The sequence below is a fragment of the Ruegeria sp. YTSC003 genome, from assembly GCF_059609785.1.
This window is the reverse complement of record NZ_JBXWMK010000010.1, coordinates 105,407-123,828: the sequence shown is the minus strand read 5'-3', so window position 1 is coordinate 123,828 and position 18,422 is coordinate 105,407. Positions and strand designations below refer to the sequence as shown.

The 18,422-nt window shown below is 57.6% G+C and carries 20 protein-coding genes; 12 read left to right on the top strand and 8 right to left on the bottom strand.

From position 1 onward, the window contains the following. Positions 1-86 precede the first annotated feature (86 nt). On the bottom strand, positions 87-1,688 hold the full coding sequence (locus AC2FFH_RS17825; RefSeq protein WP_058277077.1) for a BCCT family transporter: 1,602 nt from the start codon (positions 1,686-1,688) through the stop codon (positions 87-89). 292 nt (positions 1,689-1,980) lie between these two features. Between AC2FFH_RS17825 and AC2FFH_RS17820 the strand changes: the two genes are divergently transcribed. The 5 genes from AC2FFH_RS17820 (at position 1,981) to AC2FFH_RS17800 (ending at position 6,228) form a co-directional block, all read left to right on the top strand. Next, positions 1,981-2,334, top strand: coding sequence for an ArsR/SmtB family transcription factor (locus AC2FFH_RS17820; RefSeq protein WP_496777314.1), 354 nt, complete (start codon positions 1,981-1,983; stop codon positions 2,332-2,334). Then, positions 2,315-2,737 (top strand): SRPBCC family protein, encoded by a 423-nt coding sequence (locus AC2FFH_RS17815; RefSeq protein WP_496844975.1) that lies wholly within the window; start codon positions 2,315-2,317, stop codon positions 2,735-2,737. The genes AC2FFH_RS17820 and AC2FFH_RS17815 overlap by 20 nt, the downstream gene beginning before the upstream one ends. Then, a complete protein-coding gene (locus tag AC2FFH_RS17810; protein ID WP_496777310.1) occupies positions 2,734-3,102 on the top strand; it encodes a DUF1761 family protein in 369 nt (122 codons plus the stop codon). The genes AC2FFH_RS17815 and AC2FFH_RS17810 overlap by 4 nt, the downstream gene beginning before the upstream one ends. A gap of 231 nt (positions 3,103-3,333) precedes the next feature. After that, positions 3,334-5,484 (top strand): polyribonucleotide nucleotidyltransferase, encoded by a 2,151-nt coding sequence (gene pnp, locus AC2FFH_RS17805; protein ID WP_496765468.1) that lies wholly within the window; start codon positions 3,334-3,336, stop codon positions 5,482-5,484. A gap of 258 nt (positions 5,485-5,742) precedes the next feature. Then, positions 5,743-6,228: a PACE efflux transporter gene (locus tag AC2FFH_RS17800; protein ID WP_496844972.1), complete on the top strand. Its 486-nt coding sequence runs from the start codon at positions 5,743-5,745 to the stop codon at positions 6,226-6,228. 30 nt (positions 6,229-6,258) lie between these two features. On the opposite strand, the gene AC2FFH_RS17795 is transcribed toward AC2FFH_RS17800, so the two are convergent. Continuing rightward, complete coding sequence (locus AC2FFH_RS17795; protein WP_496734973.1) at positions 6,259-6,894, bottom strand: DUF1326 domain-containing protein; 636 nt, start codon at positions 6,892-6,894, stop codon at positions 6,259-6,261. 235 nt (positions 6,895-7,129) lie between these two features. Here AC2FFH_RS17795 and AC2FFH_RS17790 point away from each other — a divergent pair, with 235 nt between their 5' ends. The 4 genes from AC2FFH_RS17790 to AC2FFH_RS17775 all read left to right on the top strand — a co-directional run bounded on the left by AC2FFH_RS17790 (position 7,130) and on the right by AC2FFH_RS17775 (position 9,580). After that, a complete protein-coding gene (locus AC2FFH_RS17790) occupies positions 7,130-7,402 on the top strand; it encodes a PepSY domain-containing protein (RefSeq protein ID WP_282119574.1) in 273 nt (90 codons plus the stop codon). A gap of 23 nt (positions 7,403-7,425) precedes the next feature. Then, positions 7,426-7,947: a helix-turn-helix transcriptional regulator gene (locus tag AC2FFH_RS17785; RefSeq protein WP_496734976.1), complete on the top strand. Its 522-nt coding sequence runs from the start codon at positions 7,426-7,428 to the stop codon at positions 7,945-7,947. A gap of 150 nt (positions 7,948-8,097) precedes the next feature. Beyond that, positions 8,098-8,787, top strand: a complete 690-nt coding sequence (locus AC2FFH_RS17780; protein WP_496844971.1) for an outer membrane protein — start codon at positions 8,098-8,100, stop codon at positions 8,785-8,787. Positions 8,788-8,845: 58 nt separating this feature from the next. Then, complete coding sequence (locus AC2FFH_RS17775; protein ID WP_496739560.1) at positions 8,846-9,580, top strand: glycosyltransferase family 25 protein; 735 nt, start codon at positions 8,846-8,848, stop codon at positions 9,578-9,580. A gap of 56 nt (positions 9,581-9,636) precedes the next feature. Here AC2FFH_RS17775 and AC2FFH_RS17770 read toward each other — a convergent pair whose 3' ends face one another. Further along, complete coding sequence (locus AC2FFH_RS17770) at positions 9,637-10,287, bottom strand: peroxiredoxin (protein ID WP_058274981.1); 651 nt, start codon at positions 10,285-10,287, stop codon at positions 9,637-9,639. A 206-nt stretch (positions 10,288-10,493) separates the two neighbouring features. Between AC2FFH_RS17770 and AC2FFH_RS17765 the strand changes: the two genes are divergently transcribed. Further along, positions 10,494-11,933 (top strand): aldehyde dehydrogenase family protein, encoded by a 1,440-nt coding sequence (locus AC2FFH_RS17765; RefSeq protein WP_282170196.1) that lies wholly within the window; start codon positions 10,494-10,496, stop codon positions 11,931-11,933. 58 nt (positions 11,934-11,991) lie between these two features. Here AC2FFH_RS17765 and AC2FFH_RS17760 read toward each other — a convergent pair whose 3' ends face one another. The 3 genes from AC2FFH_RS17760 to AC2FFH_RS17750 form a co-directional block, all read right to left on the bottom strand. Further along, a complete protein-coding gene (locus tag AC2FFH_RS17760; protein WP_496765489.1) occupies positions 11,992-12,426 on the bottom strand; it encodes a glyoxalase superfamily protein in 435 nt (144 codons plus the stop codon). 178 nt (positions 12,427-12,604) lie between these two features. Next, on the bottom strand, positions 12,605-13,498 hold the full coding sequence (locus AC2FFH_RS17755) for a cation diffusion facilitator family transporter (RefSeq protein WP_496844969.1): 894 nt from the start codon (positions 13,496-13,498) through the stop codon (positions 12,605-12,607). Positions 13,499-13,549: 51 nt separating this feature from the next. Beyond that, on the bottom strand, positions 13,550-14,401 hold the full coding sequence (locus AC2FFH_RS17750) for a methylated-DNA--[protein]-cysteine S-methyltransferase (RefSeq protein WP_496726374.1): 852 nt from the start codon (positions 14,399-14,401) through the stop codon (positions 13,550-13,552). Between the two features lie 118 nt (positions 14,402-14,519). Between AC2FFH_RS17750 and nth the strand changes: the two genes are divergently transcribed. Beyond that, a complete protein-coding gene (nth, locus tag AC2FFH_RS17745) occupies positions 14,520-15,164 on the top strand; it encodes an endonuclease III (RefSeq protein WP_496765493.1) in 645 nt (214 codons plus the stop codon). After that, entirely contained in the window at positions 15,161-16,150 is a 990-nt protein-coding gene (locus AC2FFH_RS17740; protein ID WP_496765496.1) for an adenosine kinase, read from the top strand. Before nth ends, AC2FFH_RS17740 begins: the two co-directional genes overlap by 4 nt. Positions 16,151-16,158: 8 nt before the next feature. Here the strand turns inward: AC2FFH_RS17740 and AC2FFH_RS17735 are convergent, their stop codons facing one another. Beyond that, entirely contained in the window at positions 16,159-16,998 is an 840-nt protein-coding gene (locus AC2FFH_RS17735) for a DUF547 domain-containing protein (RefSeq protein WP_496844967.1), read from the bottom strand. Then, entirely contained in the window at positions 16,995-18,368 is a 1,374-nt protein-coding gene (locus AC2FFH_RS17730) for a radical SAM protein (protein ID WP_496765500.1), read from the bottom strand. Before AC2FFH_RS17730 ends, AC2FFH_RS17735 begins: the two co-directional genes overlap by 4 nt. Positions 18,369-18,422: the final 54 nt, after the last annotated feature.

Here is an 18,422-nt window from a genome sequence, read left to right as displayed (position 1 = left end):
GCCTATAGCCTGTGCCTTGCTTTTTGTCCGGCGACAAAAGAACGCCCGCCAAAAGGCGGGCGTCCAAATTGTATCTGATCAAGGCCCTACATCTTGGCTTTTTCTGATTTCAGCGCTAGCCACAAGCAGTAGCACATGATCAGAACCACCAAGGTGAACGGGATACCTGTCGAAACCGCAGCACCTTGCAGTGCAGAGAGGCCCCCGCCAAGCAACAGCGCAATGGCGACCAGACCTTCCAAAGTGCACCAGAACACCCGCTGAACCACCGGTGCGTCCATCTTGCCACCCGCAGTAATCGTGTCGATCACCAGCGAACCGGAATCCGACGAGGTGACAAAGAACACCACGATCAGGACCAGGGCGATTGGCGCAACAATACTGTAAAGCGGCAGCTCCTTGAGGAATCCGAACAGGGCACCTTCAGGGGCGTAGCTGTCGATCACTGTGGCACGCACACCTTCGGCTCCACCTGCGTTCAACATGTCGATGGCGGCACCGCCAAAGGTCGACATCCACAAGGCACAAACAGCCGTTGGTGCGAGCAGGGCGCAAAGGATGAACTCGCGCACTGTGCGACCTTTTGAGATGCGGGCGATGAACATGCCCACAAAAGGCGACCATGCGATCCACCAGGCCCAATAGAAGGTCGTCCAGCCGTGGAAGTAACTGGTGTCTTCGCGTCCGAACGGGTTCGACAGCGCCGGCAGGTGGTACACATAATCCACCATCACGTTGAAATACCGTGCGATGGCCGTGCCGACGCCAGTAACAACAATCACGAAGATAAACAGGCCGACGGCCATGATCATGTTGATTTCACTCAACCGTTTGACGCCAGCATCCATCCCCATCAGGACCGAACCCAACGCAATCAACGTGATACCGATGATCAGCAGGACTGTGACGGTTGGGCTGGGTTCGATGCCGAACACCTCATTCAGGCCCGCCGCAACCTGCTGCGCACCAAGACCCAACGAGGTGGTCAGGCCAAAGAGCGTCGCAAACACAGCCAAGGTATCGATGATGTGGCCCCACCAACCCCAGACGCGTTCGCCCAGGATCGGGTAGAAGGCCGACCGCAGGGTTAAGGGCAGATCAAGGTTATAGGCAAAGATGGCCAGGCTTAGACCAACAGCGGCGTAGACCGCCCAGCCTTCCAGCCCCCAGTGATGGATTGTACCGACGACTCCAGCATATTCATTGCCCGGAACGGCGATGTCGATGCCCAGTGGCACCGCGTTGCCGTCTTCGGCAAAATTGTAATAGACGGGCTCCATCACTCCAAAGAACAACAGCCCGATGCCGATACCAGCCGCGAACATCATCGCAATCCACCCGGCATAGGAATAGTCGGGCTTTGCGTCCTTGCCACCGATCCGCACCTTGCCAACCGGCAGCACGATCAGAACAAGACAGAACAATGTGATTGCGTCGACCGACAGGACCAGGAACCAGTCAAACGTGCTGGTGAGCCATGGTCTTAGCCAGCCAAACAGTGCCGCGGTACCCTCTTGGTTGGCCAAAGCGATCAGAACGAACGCAAAGATCAGGATGCTCGAGATCAAAAAGACCGGGTTGTGGATGTCCAGACCGAATGGCCGGACGTTGTCTTGCCCAAGCTCGTATTCGGTCTCGAAGTCGTAAATCCGGGGGTCCGGATCCAGCATTTTCTTGGTTTGTGCCATTCGTCTGCCCTTCTGTTCGCTAAGTGCAAACGCCAAGGTATTCGACCAGCGGACGGAAACGAGATTTTGTCCCTTGGCGCTTCTCCGTCAATTCGACCGCGGGCTTCGTGATAACAGCTTACACTGACGACATAATTTCACCAAACGCATTCCCGTTAGTGAATTTATCTGGCTAGATTAACAACTTTGGGCGGCACCGGGACCATTGGTCCCAACTTCTGGCCAAAGGGCTTTATCCGTGTTATTCACCCAAATGGTTGACTGAAGCAGAAGAAGGATGTAATTCATCCATATGGTTGAACGAGAGAGTCGCTCTGATCTGAGCGCGATATTGAAGGCCGCGTCCGACCCGACCCGCCGTGCGATCCTGACGATGCTTGCGCAGCAGGGACCCTTGCGGGTGACGGACATCGCGCGGCAATTCGATATGAGCCTCAATTCGGTATCCAAGCACATCAAGGTGTTGGAAAACGCCGAACTGGTGCGGCGCCGGACGGAATGGCGCGAGCATTTGATCGAGGTTCAAATGGATCCCTTGTCAGCCGTGGATGAATGGTTTGCCGGTTTGCGTTCGATCTGGGCGCTTCGGCTGGACGCTTTGGAAACTGCTTTGGAGGACCCAGAAGATGACGGATCTGTCTCTTGAAATTACACGCGCAATCCCGCACCCACCTGAAAAGGTGTTCGACGCCTGGCTGAACCCGGATATGCTGGCCAAATTCATGCTGCCGGGGCCGGGTATGACAGTGCCCGAGGCGCATTCCGATGCAAAGGTCGGTGGACGGTTCAAGATCATGATGCGCGCTCCCGAGGCCGGGGATTTGCCACATGAGGGCGAATACAAGGTCATCGACCGCCCGAACCGGCTGCAATTTACGTGGAACTCTCCGTACAGTCAGGATGATTCCACCGTGACGCTGGATTTCACGCCAATCGATGCAGGGACCGAATTGCGACTGCATCACGTCCGCTTCCCATCACAGGAAAGCCGCGACAATCACGAGGGCGGATGGGCTGCGATCCTTGCAGCGCTGGAGACAGCGCTATGATCAACTGGCTGGCCCTTGCAGCGGGGGTGATCGCGGCCTTTCTGCTGGGATGGCTGGTCTATGGACCGGTCGGATTCCAGAAACGCTGGGCCGAAGGAACGCGGATTGATCCGACACCGCCGGAATCGCCGCCATTGCCTCAGATGGCCGCGCAGATCGTGTTCCTGATCTTGCTGGCCACCATGATCGCGCTCACCGAAACCACCAACAGCCTGGGCGTCGCCCTTCTGGCCATCCTTGCAGTGGCGGCACAGGCGGCCTCGGTCGGGGCCTGGGCGCAAAAAAGCGTGTTCGCGATCATGGTCGACACTGGCTATGCTCTGGGATGCGGCGTGGTGATGATCCTCGCGCACGCACTCTTTTGAACGGCTCTGGCCCGGTCCAAAATGGATCGGGCGTAGGCTGCGCAGTCCTTCACCGGCCCTGCGCGGTTCCCCTTTCCTTCTACACCAATCTCATGTATGCGCGCGGTATCTGAGACGTTGTGCCCTGATCCCGGCACTCAGACGAAAGCTAAAATGGGATCGGCGGCAATGGGGCCGCCATGCAAACGGGAGACCCGCAGGGGCGGGAGTGCTCCCATCTAGGATACGCATATGTTTGATGTAACGAAAAAATCTATGCAGTGGGGCGAAGAGACGCTCACACTGGAAACCGGCAAGGTTGCCCGTCAGGCCGACGGCAGCGTGATCGCGACACTGGGCGAAACCAGCGTCATGGCGAACGTGACCTTTGCACGGCAGCAAAAACCGGGTCAGGACTTTTTCCCTCTGACCGTCCACTATCAGGAAAAATACTATGCCGCCGGTAAGGTTCCGGGTGGCTTCTTCAAGCGCGAGGCGCGCCCGACCGAAAAAGAGACGCTGACTGCGCGTCTGATCGACCGTCCGATCCGCCCGCTGTTCGTTGACGGCTTCAAAAACGAAGTTCTGGTGATGTGCACCGTGCTGTCTCACGATCTGGTCAACGACCCCGACATGGTTGCGATGATCGCTGCCTCGGCTGCGCTGACTATTTCCGGCGCGCCGTTCATGGGTCCGATCGCCGGTGCCCGCGTTGGTTTTGAGGACGGTGAATACGTTCTGAACCCGACCGTCGATGACATGCAGGACCTGCGCCTGAACCCTGAACAGCGCCTGGACCTGGTTGTTGCCGGCACCAAAGACGCCGTAATGATGGTTGAATCGGAAGCGTACGAGCTGTCCGAGGCCGAAATGCTGGGTGCGGTCAAATTCGCACATGAACAGATTCAGCCGGTCATCGACCTGATCATCTCGCTGGCCGAAGACGCCGCGAAAGAGCCGTTCGACTTCCAGGCGCCCGACTACTCGGAGCTGTCCGCCGCAGTCAAAGCTGCTGGGGAAGAGCAGATGCGCGCCGCTTTCGCGATCACCGACAAGCAAGAGCGCACCACCGCTGTTGCCGCTGCGCGTGAAGCGATCAAAGCAGCACTGACCGAAGAGCAGCTGGAAGACGGCAACCTCGGTTCCGCAATGAAGAAGCTGGAAGCTGGCATTCTGCGCGGCGACGTCGTCAAAGGCGGCAAGCGGATCGACGGTCGTTCGACCACCGATATCCGTTCGATCGTTGCAGAAACCTCGATGCTGCCCCGGACCCACGGTTCCGCCCTGTTCACCCGCGGTGAAACGCAGGCGCTGGCTGTAACCACGCTGGGCACTGGCGACGATGAGCAGTTCATCGATGCGCTGCATGGCAATTTCAAATCGAACTTCCTGCTGCACTACAACTTCCCTCCGTATTCGGTTGGTGAAGTTGGCCGCGTAGGTGGCCCGGGCCGTCGTGAGATCGGCCACGGCAAGCTGGCATGGCGCGCCCTGCAGGCGGTTCTGCCCGCGGCGACTGACTTTCCCTACACGATCCGCATCGTGTCCGAGATCACGGAATCCAACGGCTCGTCCTCGATGGCGTCGGTCTGCGGCGGCTCGCTGTCGATGATGGATGCGGGCGTTCCGCTGAAAGCACCGGTTGCCGGTGTGGCCATGGGCCTGATCCTGGAAGATGACGGCGAATACGCCATCCTGTCGGATATTCTGGGTGACGAAGACCACCTGGGCGACATGGACTTCAAAGTTGCGGGCACCGAAAACGGCATTACCTCGCTGCAGATGGACATCAAGGTCGCAGGCATCACGCCCGAGATCATGGAGAAAGCCCTGGCGCAAGCCAAGGACGGCCGGATGCACATCCTGGGTGAGATGGGCAAAGCCCTGTCCGAGACCAACGATTTCTCGGTCCACGCCCCGCGCATCGAGACCATGAACATCCCGACCGACAAGATCCGTGAAGTGATCGGTTCGGGCGGTAAGGTCATCCGCGAAATCGTCGAAGTGTCAGGCGCTAAGGTCGACATCAACGACGACGGCGTCATCAAGATCGCCTCGCCCGATGGTGAATCGATCAAGAAGGCGTATGAGATGATCCACTCGATCGTCGCTGAGCCGGAAGAAGGCCAAGTTTACACCGGTAAAGTCGTTAAGATCGTCGACTTCGGTGCCTTCGTGAACTTCTTTGGCAAGCGCGACGGTCTGGTCCACGTGTCCCAGATCGAAAACCGCCGCCTGAACCATCCGTCGGATGTTCTGAAGGAAGGTCAGGAAGTAAAGGTCAAGCTGCTGGGCTTTGACGACCGCGGCAAGGTCCGCCTGTCGATGAAAGTGGTCGATCAGGAAACCGGCGAAGAGATCGTTCCCGAGAAGAAAGAAAAGAAAGAGGAAAGCGCAGAGTAATCTGTTCTTCTTTCAATTGATCAAGGCCCCGGTGGAAACGCCGGGGCCTTTTTTCGTTTCGAGTTATGACCGCCCAGCCAAGGACGGATCGGTCAATTATTGCCATAAATATCTGAATGTGTGCGAGTTCACAGTCAGATGTATTTCTTCATGAAAGGTTACGCTAGGGAAGCAATCCATCCCTTAAGACCACCCGTATTTCAGCGGCCGGGCAATCCGCTCGGCTGAACGGTAATCCTTTGTTTTGAAAGGCGTGACATGACCCTGAGGACCTTCAAGGAACGCGTCATCCAGACCGGCAGCTTCGAGCTGATCGGGATCGCTTTTGTCTCACCCGTATACGCTTATTTGACCGGCGCATCGATGGTGCACGGGTTCGCTATGATCGCCATGCTATCGATTGTGATCATGATCTGGTGCCCGATCTTCAATACTATTTTTGATCTGATTGAGCGGGACAAAACGGCCCGGCTGGCCTGCAAACGCCCCCAATCGGTGCGTGTTCTTCATGCCACATTGCATGAGGTTACGGCAGTCATGATCACCTGCCCACTTTTGATGATGGTTGGTGGGCATTCTCTGGGATCAGCGCTTGCGCTCAATGTCGGTCTGACACTGACTTATACGGTTTACACCTACCTGTTCCACATCATCTATGATCGCGTGCGGCCGATTAAGCCAAGCTTGGAAAAGAACGAAGCTGGCCAAAGCGAACATCTGACTGGTGAAACCGCTGCTGCCTGATCCTTGCTGACAAGTCAAATACCCAGAACGTCAGTGCGCCACGCCAGACGGCCCGTGTTTCATCACATGCCACTGCCCATAACTGTCGTTCAAATCCAGTTTGATCGCCGCATCTGCCTTGGTCGATGCACTGCCAATCTCGGCCAGGGTGAATTCTATACCACCGGGAATGTCGATCCGTACACGATGCGGGCCACCACCATGTGGGGCCTCGATGGGACGGCCGGTTGAGCTCAGCACCTCACCGATTGAGACTTTGGCGGTGCGCCCATCCATGTCCATCTCAAAATCAATCGGCACATACAGGGTCTCGTGAACGGTGTCGCACATCGTGCGGAAGACATGCCAGTGGGTTGCCATTTCCTCGGTCTCTTCACCGTGAAAGACCTTTTCCAATGCGGCCCGTTGCGCGTCCGAGGCGCTTGGGTCGATGATCACCTGCATCTGGCCGCCGCCCTCAAAGATCGGGCCGGGCCAGGCGTAGATCAGCGCAGCTTTTGTGCCAGCAAGGTCGGTGTCGCCAAAATGCCCTTTGGAAACCTCAAGCACCTCAAAGCCGCGGCAATTTCCATGGGTTGGTAATTCTTCGAACTGGCAAGGGCAGGCATAGCCGCAATTGCAGTTCCCGAATGCTTCGCCTTCAACGTACCAATCTGTGAATTCCATCGTCTTCTCCTGTTTTACACAGTCTGAACGCCCGACGCCGTGTTTAAATGCCTGTAGATTTCCCCCGCATAACCCTAGCACAATTCGGGCAAATGCAGAACCAGGCGACCTGAATCCGCATTTTCCGGGATAAACCTTGGTCCAATTCCCTGCGTTTCAACCAAAAGCCAATCGCAGCGCACTCGGCTTGCCCCCAGTTCCATCCCGTCACCGAGACACAAAAAGGAGATGTAAAATGGAAACCTTGAAACTGCTGACACTGACCGGATTGATTGCAACAGCGCCGGTTCTTGCACTGGCCAATGTCGGACTGGGCGACAAACTGGGCACCAGTGAGGCTGATATCCGCACGACCCTAGAGGCGCAGGGATACCAGATTGAAGAGATCGAATTCGAAGACGGTGAGATCGAGGTTGAACTCATCAAGGATGGCGTAGAAACTGAACTTGTCCTGTCCGAGACCGACGGCGTGGTAACTGCCATCGAACTCGAAAAGGACGATGACTGACCCGACGAACTCTCAGGAGCCTCATGAAGCTTTCACAAACGTCATTGCTTTGGCTCCTTCTGGTGGTGCAGGCCGTCTGCGCCGCCTTTTTCGTGACCGACGCGATGTTGGACTGGACTGGTGGGGAAAGCGCGGGCTTTCGCCACCTGCATAGTTTCGAACTGGTTCTGGCGCTGGCATTGATCGGCGGCCTTGCCGCGACGATTGCACTGATCAGGTCCCAGAACAGGCGTGTGCGCGACATGCAGCGACAGCTGAATGTCGCGCAGGGCGCGTTTGCTCAACTCATTGTCTCTCAATTCACTGAGTGGAACCTGAGTGATGCCGAGCGCGACGTTGCCCTGTTGTCTATCAAGGGTCTGTCCATTGCGGACATCGCGACATTGCGGCAAACCAAAGAAGGCACGGTCAAAGCGCAATGCGCCGCGGTGTATCGCAAGGCAGGAGTCACGGGACGCGTGCAATTGCTGAGCTACTTCATTGATGAGCTGCTTTCCGAACCTTTGCTGACAAACAGTTCTGAAAAGCCGAATTCGACCACATAGAACGTGAACCAAAGTTTTAGCTCGGTGCTGATCTTATTCACTCACACGTTCCCAATATCCTGTGAATTGAAGTGAAGGGCTGTTGCCTTTCATTCCTGCCTCTACTGCCCACATGTGCGCCATAACAAATGTGGAACAAAGGACATGGTCATGGTTACGCGTCTTCTTCTCGCCTCGACAGCTTTGACGATCAGCGCGTCCGCGCTGGCCGCGCAGAGCCTGTCGGATGGTCTCTATCTTCAGGGCTTTGCCGGGTACAGCCAGCTGCAGGACAGCGACTTTAGCGGCACAATCAATGGATCGTCGCAGTCAGTGGATACCGATTTCGATGGCGGCTATGGGCTGGGCATCGCGGTCGGCAAAGAGATCCCGCAGTGGTCGAACGATCAGTTTGGCACCCGGATCGAGCTGGAGCTGTCCTACCGCGACAACGACGTGGATGGCGTCAATTTTTCAGGCAACGGACCCGGCGCAGAAGGCAACATTTCGGGTGACGTGTCGCAGACATCGCTGTTCGCCAATGTGCTGGTCGATTTCAAACAGGCAGGGGCCTTCACGCCCTATGTCGGTCTGGGTCTGGGTGCCACCTATTCTGATCTGGACTTTGTCTACGGGCCGGGCGTTAAACTTAACGACACCGACACCACCTTTGCTGCGCAAATTATTGCCGGTGTAGCCTATGAGATCAGCCCAAATACCTCTCTGACCCTGGACACCCGATATGCCCGCGTATTCGACGTATCCTCGGCACGTTTGGCACCAAACGGTGCGTCTACGGGTACGGTCGAGGATGATATCGACGCCTTCAGCGTCAATGTCGGACTGCGTTACGGTTTCTGATGGATCACGGGGAAGTGTTTCTTTCGGGTTTCTCTTCCCCCTTTCGTTATCGTGTTCTATGCACTGTGGCATGAGGACTTTTGTCATCCATATGACAGCAAGCACAGCGCGGCGACCCAATGCCGAAAGGCTGTGTGCCAGTCTGCCCGATGCGGAACTGTTCGAGGCCGTCAATGGGAAGGACCCCGCTCAGATCGCGGATGTACAATTGTTTCCGGGCGATTTGTATCGCCCCAGATACCCTTTTCCGCTACGCCCTGCGGAGATCGGAATTTTCGCGAGCCATCGGCGAATCTGGCGCAAGCTCGTTGATGAAAAGATCGACCGCGCTATCATTACCGAGGATGATTTGCGCATAGATCCGTGTCGTATGGCCTATGCGTTAGAGATGTTGGATCCGCTTGCAACCCCGGATCACTATATCCGAATTCCCGTGAAACAACGCGAGGATGCGGCACGAACGCTTATAAAGCAAAATGGATTGCGTCTGATCCTGCCAAAAGTCATTGGCTTGCAATGCGTCTGCCAGGTGGTCGGGCGGCGTGCGGCTGAGCGGTTGCTTGCCGTAACCGACCAGATTGACCGACCGGTCGACACGTTCCTGCAAATGCACTGGGTGACTGGGCAGCCGATCCTTTCCTTGCAAGGAAGCGGCAATCAGGAAGTCGCACAAGAAATCGGCGGTTCGACCATACAGGCAAGCCCGCCGCTGGCCGACAAGCTAACGCGTGAGTTCAAACGCGCTGCCTACCGTCGGAAACTGTATCAGCACCCTCAACGATACGCAGCTTAGTCACCCTTGAAGGCGGATTGGAATCGGGCAGAGCTTATCGCCCTGCCCGAGCTACTTTAGCTGGGCGCTTTGGTTTTACGCAGATACGGAAAGATGGTTTCAAACTCACCGAACTTTTCTTTTGCCTCATCATTCGAAACGGCCGGCGGGATGATCACGTCTTCGCCCGGCACCCAGTTCGCGGGGGTGGCCACGCCCTTGGCGCTCATCTGCAGACCATCCAGCGCGCGCAGGATTTCGGCAAAATTTCGGCCCACGGTCATCGGGTAGGTCATCGACAGTTTCAACTGTTTGTCAGGGCCGATGATGAACACCGAACGCACGGTTGCACTGTCGGCAGGCGTGCGGCCATCGGGCAGGTACGCCTCGGCGGGCAGCATGTCGAACGCCTTGGACACGGCCAAACCGTCATCAGCGATGATCGGAAAACCGGGGTTGGCGTTGCCATACGCCTCGATGTCCTTCTTCCACTTCTTGTGGTCCTCGACGCCATCGACTGAGACGCCCATCACCTTGGTGTTGCGGGCTGCCCATTCGTCGTTCAGCTGCGCAACGGCCGAGAACTCGGTAGTGCAGACCGGCGTGAAATCCTTGGGGTGTGAGAACAGGATCGCCCAGCTGTCACCGATCCAGTCATGGAACTGAACAGTGCCCTGATCCGTCTCTGCAGTGAAATTCGGAACGGTGTCATTGATGCGCAAACCCATGGGGCATCTCCTTTTTTGTGAAACAAACCGAGTCGGTTGCTGGAAACCTAATAACTCTGCGCCATTGTTAAACCATTAGCTGCTTGAAAGGGTATTCATTTTTGAGGAAATTAATTTGATCAAATTGCGCCTTGCCACACCGATATGCCGGTGCCAGAGTGGCGCAAATTCCCGCCATCCGGGCCACGGGATCAGGAGGATACGTGATGATCGAGAAACGCAATTTCTACATTGACGGAACATGGGTCGCCCCATCTGCAGCGAATGATTTCGAGGTAATCAACCCCTCGACCGAGGAACCCTGCGCGGTGATCTCACTGGGCGCACAAGCTGATACCGACGCCGCAGTTGCTGCCGCAAAGGCCGCCCTGCCCGGCTGGATGGCCACACAGGTCGAAGATCGCATCGCGTTGGTCGAGAAACTGATCGAGATTTACCAATCCCGGTCCGAGGATTTGGCACAGGCGATGTCACTTGAGATGGGCGCGCCAATCGACATGGCGCGCACCCAACAATCAGGCGCGGGCATGTATCACCTTGCGAACTTTGTGCGCGCAGCCAAAGCGTTCCAATTCGACCGCCCGCTGGGCGATCACGCGCCCAATGACAGGATCATCTATGAGGCCGTCGGTGTTGCCGCCCTGATCACACCATGGAACTGGCCGATGAACCAAGTCACGCTCAAGGTTGGCGCGGCGGCGATTGCAGGCTGCACCATGGTTCTGAAACCCTCCGAACAAAGCCCGCTGAACGCGATGATCTTTGCCGAGATGATGGATGAGGCCGGCTTCCCCGCCGGTGTTTTCAATCTGGTGAACGGCGATGGCGTGGGCGTCGGTTCCCAGCTTTCGGCGCATCCGGATGTGGATATGGTCAGCTTTACCGGCTCGACCCGCGCAGGCACAGCGATCTCAAAAAGTGCTGCAGACACCTTGAAGAAGGTACATCTGGAGCTGGGCGGCAAGGGTGCAAACGTGGTCTTTGCCGATGCCGATGAAAAGGCCGTCAAACGTGGCGTTCTGCACATGATGAACAACACCGGCCAAAGCTGTAATGCGCCCAGCCGCATGCTGGTGCAGCGCCCGATCTACGATCAGGCTGTGGAAACGGCGGCTAAAGTGGCCAGCATGGTTTCGGTGGGCAGCGCGCAGGAAGAAGGCCGCCATATCGGCCCCGTCGTGAACGAGGTGCAGTGGAACAAAATCCAGGACCTGATCCAGAAGGGCATCGATGAAGGCGCCCGATTGGTGACAGGCGGCACCGGTCGGCCCGAGGGGCTGAACAAGGGTTATTATGTACGTCCGACCGTCTTTGCCGACGCCAATAACCAGATGACCGTCGCGCGCGAAGAGATCTTTGGCCCCGTCCTGACCATGATCCCCTTCGACACTGAAGAAGAGGCGGTCGAGATTGCCAACGACACGCCATACGGCCTGACCAATTACGTTCAGACACAAGACGGCGCGCGGGCAAACCGAATGGCGCGGGTATTGCGTTCCGGCATGGTCGAAATGAATGGCCAGTCGCGCAGTGCAGGATCACCGTTTGGCGGCATGAAACAGTCCGGCAACGGGCGCGAAGGCGGCTTGTGGGGGTTGGAAGACTTCCTTGAGGTCAAAGCCGTCGGTGGCTGGGCGGCAGAGTGACGCCAGACCAGAACTTAACAATTGGGCGCGGCGGTGGTTACCCGCCGCGCCCTTTTCTTTACGTGGGTCGCACGATCAGTTGCGGTTGGCCGTCCGAGGTATGTCGCGTGGATCGGCCATCCCAGCCAATCTCACCGGTTACGCGTTGCCGATAGGCCGAGAAGCTGTCGAATTGAACGACATCCACGGGGGTGTCAAAGTGTAAGGTAACGCGCCGATGCGACCCGTCACCCAACAGGGTCATACCACGGATCTCCGCCCTGAACGGCTGCCCCAGATAGAACCCTTCAACGCGATCACCAACACGCAAATGCATGCGATTTCCGGCCATTGCGTGCAACGTATTCCAATCGCGCACCCCATGTTGATGCGCCAGCAATTCCAGCGATTCACTATGCGAGAGCGTAACCCCCGCTCCGCGCAGCCTGTCGCGCAGTCGTTTTGCTTGCGCTTTTAGCTCCTCAAGTGGAGCAATACTGTTTGAACGTGTCATTTCTTGCCTCGTTTCCTTAAACGGGCGCCAAGTCAGGACGGAGTTCGCATTACCATCCGCGCGCCAGAAAAGGGCAACAGATGTTCATCAACCGGGTTTCACCAATGCCAAATGGCAGCGAACGGCAGGGGACCCAAACCTGAAGGAAACCTTTGGCACCGGCGAGCGTATCTGTCAATCAGGCGCTGGCACTTTTCAACTCGCTGTCCGGTTCCAGATGGATGACAAAGACTGACCCCGGAAACTTCCTGTTCAGGGCCGCCTCGATATCGTCGCAGATGTCATGCGCGGCCGCGACCGACATGGCACCGTCGACGACAAGGTGAAACTCAACGAAAATCATGTTGGCTGACCTGCGACCGCGCAGATCATGATACTCAAGCGCCGGGTCTAAATTGGCTTCGATCGTTTCGCGGACAGACGTCAATTCTCCGTCGATCAGCGAAGCATCCATCAACCCGTCGACCGAACTGCGGATAACCTTCCACCCCTCCCACAGAATATTGACGGCCACCAGAATCGCGATAATGGGATCAAGGATCAACCAACCTGTCGCCATCGCAATCAGCAACCCGACAACAACACCGACCGAGGTCATAATGTCGGTCAAAATGTGCTTTCCGCTCGCCTCTAACGCCGGTGAGGATTCTCGTCGCCCAACCCGCAACAGCAGAAACGCCCAGATACCGTTCAGACAGGTCGCGCCCACGTTTATGGCAATACCCAGGAACGGTTCTCCGGCCAGATGCGGATCAGGCAAGGCAGAAACGGCTTCACGAATGATCAGCAGCGCGGCCAGAACAATCAGCGTCCCTTCGGCCACGGCCGACAGATACTCGGCCTTCTTATGCCCGAACGGGTGTTTCTTGTCTGGCGGCATGCCAGATATCCGCACCGCGAAAAATGCAAGCAGAGCAGCCGCCACATTCACCACCGATTCCAAGGCGTCCGAGAGCAGGGCGACCGAGCCCGTCACCCACCAGGCCAGCAGTTTCAGCAGCAAAACCGCCACTGAAACCGGAATGGCCCACGCCGCGAATGTCTGTGTGATCTGCCTGCTGTCCTGCTTCATAGAATCTCACTATCACAGGATGCAGCAGCGCAATGTTTGTTTTTGACGTGACTATGCGTCGGCCTGAGCGGCCTCGAATGCCAGCATTGCGCGTTTGACCGGCAAGCCCCAATGATAGCCACCCAGCCCACCGGATTTGCGCAACGCCCGATGGCAAGGGATCAGCCAGCTAACCGGGTTGCGACCAACCGCAGTACCCACGGCGCGGACGGCTTGTGGCGATCCCACACGCTGCGCGATTTCGGAATAGGTGGTGACCTGACCCGACGGGATGTGCATCAGCGCCTCCCAAACCTTGATTTGCAGGGGCGAACCAATAAGGTACAGCGGCGTAGGTTCCAGCCGGTCACTTGCCGCACCAAAAGCACTCAGCACCCAAGGGCGCAGACGCATCGGATCCTCAATGAAATCCGCTTTTGGCCAACGCGAGATCATATCCTCCATCGCGGCCTCTTCACCGGTTTCAGCACCAAAAGCCATGCCGCAAATGCCCTTGTCGGTTCCCATCACCAGTGCCGGGCCAAATGGGCATTCGAACCAGCCCCAATAGATGGTCAGCCCGATGCCCCTGCGCGCGTATTCGCCGGGACTCATGGATTCCCATTTCAGGAACAAATCGTGCAGACGGCCACTGCCGGACAGGCCGACGTTATGCGCGGTTTCCAACGTGGTGAACCGTTCCCGCAACAATGCCTTGGCATGGCCCAGCGTCAGATATTGCTGGTAGCGTTTCGGCGACACCCCGGTCCAACGCGAGAACAGGCGCTGGAAATGCGCCGGGCTCATATCCATCTGGCGAGCTAGCTCTTCCAGGCTCAGGCCCTCGCCGCCCTGATCAATCAGGTCGATCGCGCGGCGCATGACGTTGTAGTGGTATCCGCTTTCCGGTGTCTGGACGTTCATGGCTATTACCTCATATTCTTGATCAAACCATAGCGCGCAGGTTACGCCCTCGCGACCCGGAACTTGCGCATTGGCTTTGGACTTGTATCGACTCGCCCCGAACGGCATTAAGACGCGGATGGCAAAACAACTCGGATATCACCGGATCCGCGAGATCTTTACGCGCTTTCAGGAAGCCGACCCCGAACCCAAGGGCGAGCTTGAGCATGTCAACGTTTATACTCTGGTGGTGGCCGTGGCCCTGTCTGCACAAGCGACCGATGTCGGTGTGAACAAAGCCACCCGCGCGTTGTTCGAGATCGCCGACACACCGCAAAAGATGTTGGATCTGGGCGAAGAAGGTCTGATTGAACACATCAAGACCATTGGCCTGTTTCGGCAAAAGGCGAAGAACGTCATTAAACTCAGCCGTATTCTGGTCGACGATTATGGCGGCGAGGTTCCCAATTCCCGCGCAGCCCTGCAATCGCTGCCGGGTGTGGGCCGCAAGACCGCCAATGTTGTGTTGAACATGTGGTGGCGTTATCCGGCACAGGCGGTGGACACGCATATCTTCCGTGTTGGAAATCGCACCGGCATTTGCCCCGGTAAGAATGTGGACGCCGTCGAACGCGCCATCGAAGACAATATCCCAACCGACTTTCAGCTGCATGCGCATCACTGGCTAATCCTGCATGGCCGCTATCACTGCAAGGCGCGCAAACCCATGTGCGGCACCTGCATCATCCGCGATCTCTGCGAATTTGAGGACAAGAACTTATGAAAACCTACCAACTGACCGGCATCGGAAACGCTGTTGTGGACGTGATTTCCCAAGCCGACGACAGTTTCCTGGAGCTGATGGGCATCGAAAAAGGCATCATGCAACTGATCGAGCAGGAGCGTGGCGAAGTCCTCTATGCCTCGATGGAAGGCCGGGTTCAGACGCCGGGTGGTTCGGTTGCCAACACGATCGCTGGCGCAGGTGCGCTGGGGTTGGATTCAGCGTTTATCGGGCGGGTTCATGATGACGCTCTGGGCCGGTTCTATGCGGATGCGATGAACGAGGACGGCGTTGATTTCGTGAACCCTCCGGTTCCGGGCGGCGAACTGCCAACGTCGCGCTCGATGATCTTTGTCTCGCCCGACGGTGAGCGGTCGATGAACACCTATCTGGGGATTTCCTCAGAGCTGTCGTCGCAAGACGTGTCAGATGCCGTAGCCGGGAACAGCCAGATCATGTTCCTTGAGGGCTATTTGTTCGACAAGGAAAAGGGCAAGGCCGCGTTTCTTGAGGCCGCGCGCGCGTGCCACAAGGGTGGCGGCAAGGCGGGTATCGCCATTTCGGACCCCTTCTGCGTGGAACGCCATCGTGTTGATTTCTTGCTGCTGATCGAAAACGAACTTGATTTCGTCATTGGCAACGAGGCCGAGATCAAATCCCTGTTCGAAACTGACGATCTGGAAGAGGCGCTGGCCAAGACCGCCGCGATCTGCCCGCTTGTTGTATGCACCCGCTCCGGCGACGGCGTGACTGTTCTAAGCGACGGGCAACGCGTCGACGTACCGGTCGAGAAAGTCGTGCCCGTGGACGCAACCGGTGCGGGCGATCAGTTTGCCGCCGGCTTCCTGTTTGGCATGGCGACAGGCCGCGATCACGAAACCTGCGCCAAGATCGGCAATATCTGCGCCCGCGAGGTCATCAGCCATATCGGCCCGCGACCCGAGGCGAACATGCAGGAACTGCTGCGCGCCGAAGGGTTGCTGTAATCCGCTGATTAAGATCCAGCCGCCGCGTCGTTCAAAGCCCAGTCATACTGATACGCTTTGACACGCGGCGTCTGCTGAAGACGGGCGCGCAGCTCGGGTTCCGCTGCTGTCGCGATATAGGCCAGCACAGATTTTTCGTTTGGTCCGAAATCCACACGGAACCAGATAAAGATCTTTGACAGGATCAATCCGCCGCGTTGGTCAAACTGCACGCCACGTGGGTCGTTGATATAGGCGTGCTCGGCGGCGGCAAAATCGCGCTCTAACGTCTCGGCCTGCCAGGCGCGGTCCATCAGGTTGGGGCAACCTACAGCGGCACAGTTCAGCGCATAGTGGATGCGCGGTTCGCCGAATGTGGGCCGGATAATGCGGTGTTCGATGTCATTGAGGGTCAACTCCTGCCCGGCCACCTGCGCCAGAGGTTGATTCCACGGCCCAATCGAAAATCGTCCGTTCTTGATGTCGCGGATCGAAGAAACGAGATAGTTTTCAAGAACCACATCCACCGTCAACGCATTGTACAGGTTGATCCAATACGCCAGTTGCTGATCACGTGTCAGCCGCGCAGGGTCAATGGCTTGCAGATCGACCAGATATTCGTCCAGGCGCGCCCTGTCTGCCTGTGTCACCTGCCCATAAGTTACCCGGTTCACGCCCTGCCCGTCGGTCACGACATAGCGGTGCAGGAAAGCTGTCCAATCGCGGTGATCGACCTTTTCGCCCGGTGGGGACGCAAATCTGGTCAGGGTCTGCCCTGGCAATGCCTCCGCGGCGGGCAAGGCTAGACGCTCGACACTTGCGCATGCGGTCAAAACCGGAAGCAACAGCAGGATCAGAAGTTTTCTCATGATACGTCCTTTTGGTTCCGGCGCGTGGCCCGCAACTGCCCCTTGAGCCGCTTGAGCGGGGCCAGCCCGGGATCGCTCAGATCCGGCAGATCGGGTCCACCCGACAGGCGGGGAACGGCGGCATTCCACCAGCTTGGTCCAGACGGCCCGTCAACCCGTTCTGGCGCGGCCAGATGCATGTCACGCTGCGCGTTGTGAACACACATGGACAACGGCCCGTTCGCGGTTGCGACCATAAAGACGCAAGAGGCACAGCGGTCTTCTTCGAGCGCATCGGCGGCCATAAAATTGTGGATAAACACTGACTGCCGACGGACGGGACCCTGCAACAACCCTCGACCCAACCGCAGCACACAACCCAACAGATGTAGCCCGGCCCGCAGCGCCAACAGCGGGTTGCGCCTCACCATGCGCCAGATGCTGTCGCGGGTGTCGATATGGCCGTCTGCCGACTGATCGACGCGGCTTAGCGCGGCGATCACCTTCTGCGTCAGGCGTTTGGCGGACAGAACCGAAACCGCACGCCCGCCGGCAGTCACAACACTTGCGTAGCGATTGCATTTTGCATGGCCCACGGCGGCCGTGTCAAAATGCAGGGGCGTTTCATATCCGACCTCGACGGCACGCATTACACTGTCCTGCGTGATCGCGTCGGGACGTTCGCGCAAGACCCCGCGCCCGGTATCGGCTTGCATCTGGAAGGACACAAAAGCCACCTCGGGACGGTCTCGCATGAATCGTGCCAGCGCAGACATTTCAGCAATATTGCCGCCGAAGACCGTCGTGTTGAACAATACCCGCAAGCCCAGTCCGCGCGTGTGGCGGATATAGGCGCGGCGCACCACATTTAACTCAGTCTCGCTGTTAAACCCCTTGCGCTCCTGCGTCATGTCGACGTGAAAGGCCACGTCATCCAACCCCGCCGCCGCAAGCCGCGTCAGAAACGCCCGGCTGGCGCGAATGCCGTTGGTCATCAGGCACGACCGCATGCCCAGGCGGCGAATTTCGCGGCACAGTGCCTCAAGGTCTTCTACCTTGCGCAGTGTCGGATCACCCCCCGTCAGTTGAACCGAGACACCGGGGCCATAATGGCTGTGGATCGTGGCAAGACGCGCAAACAGAACCGACAGCGGTGGGTCATAGGTCATCTCGGCTCGGTCCGAGAGGTAACACAGTGTGCAATCCAGATTGCAACGTTGGGTGACCTCAAGCGCGACGCAGGCGATGGGGTAGAACCGGCCCGCCGTCTGCCCTGCGCCATATTCCCCGCACCCTTGCAGACCGCCGCGCAAAGGCGCGCGACGGTCGGTGCCGGTAAACTTGCGTCCGGCGGGTTTTACAGAAGAGAGAGTTGGGGCCGTGTCCTTCATACCCGTCAAGCTAGACAGGTCGATCAGATGCGGCCACGCCCCCTCACGCCAACG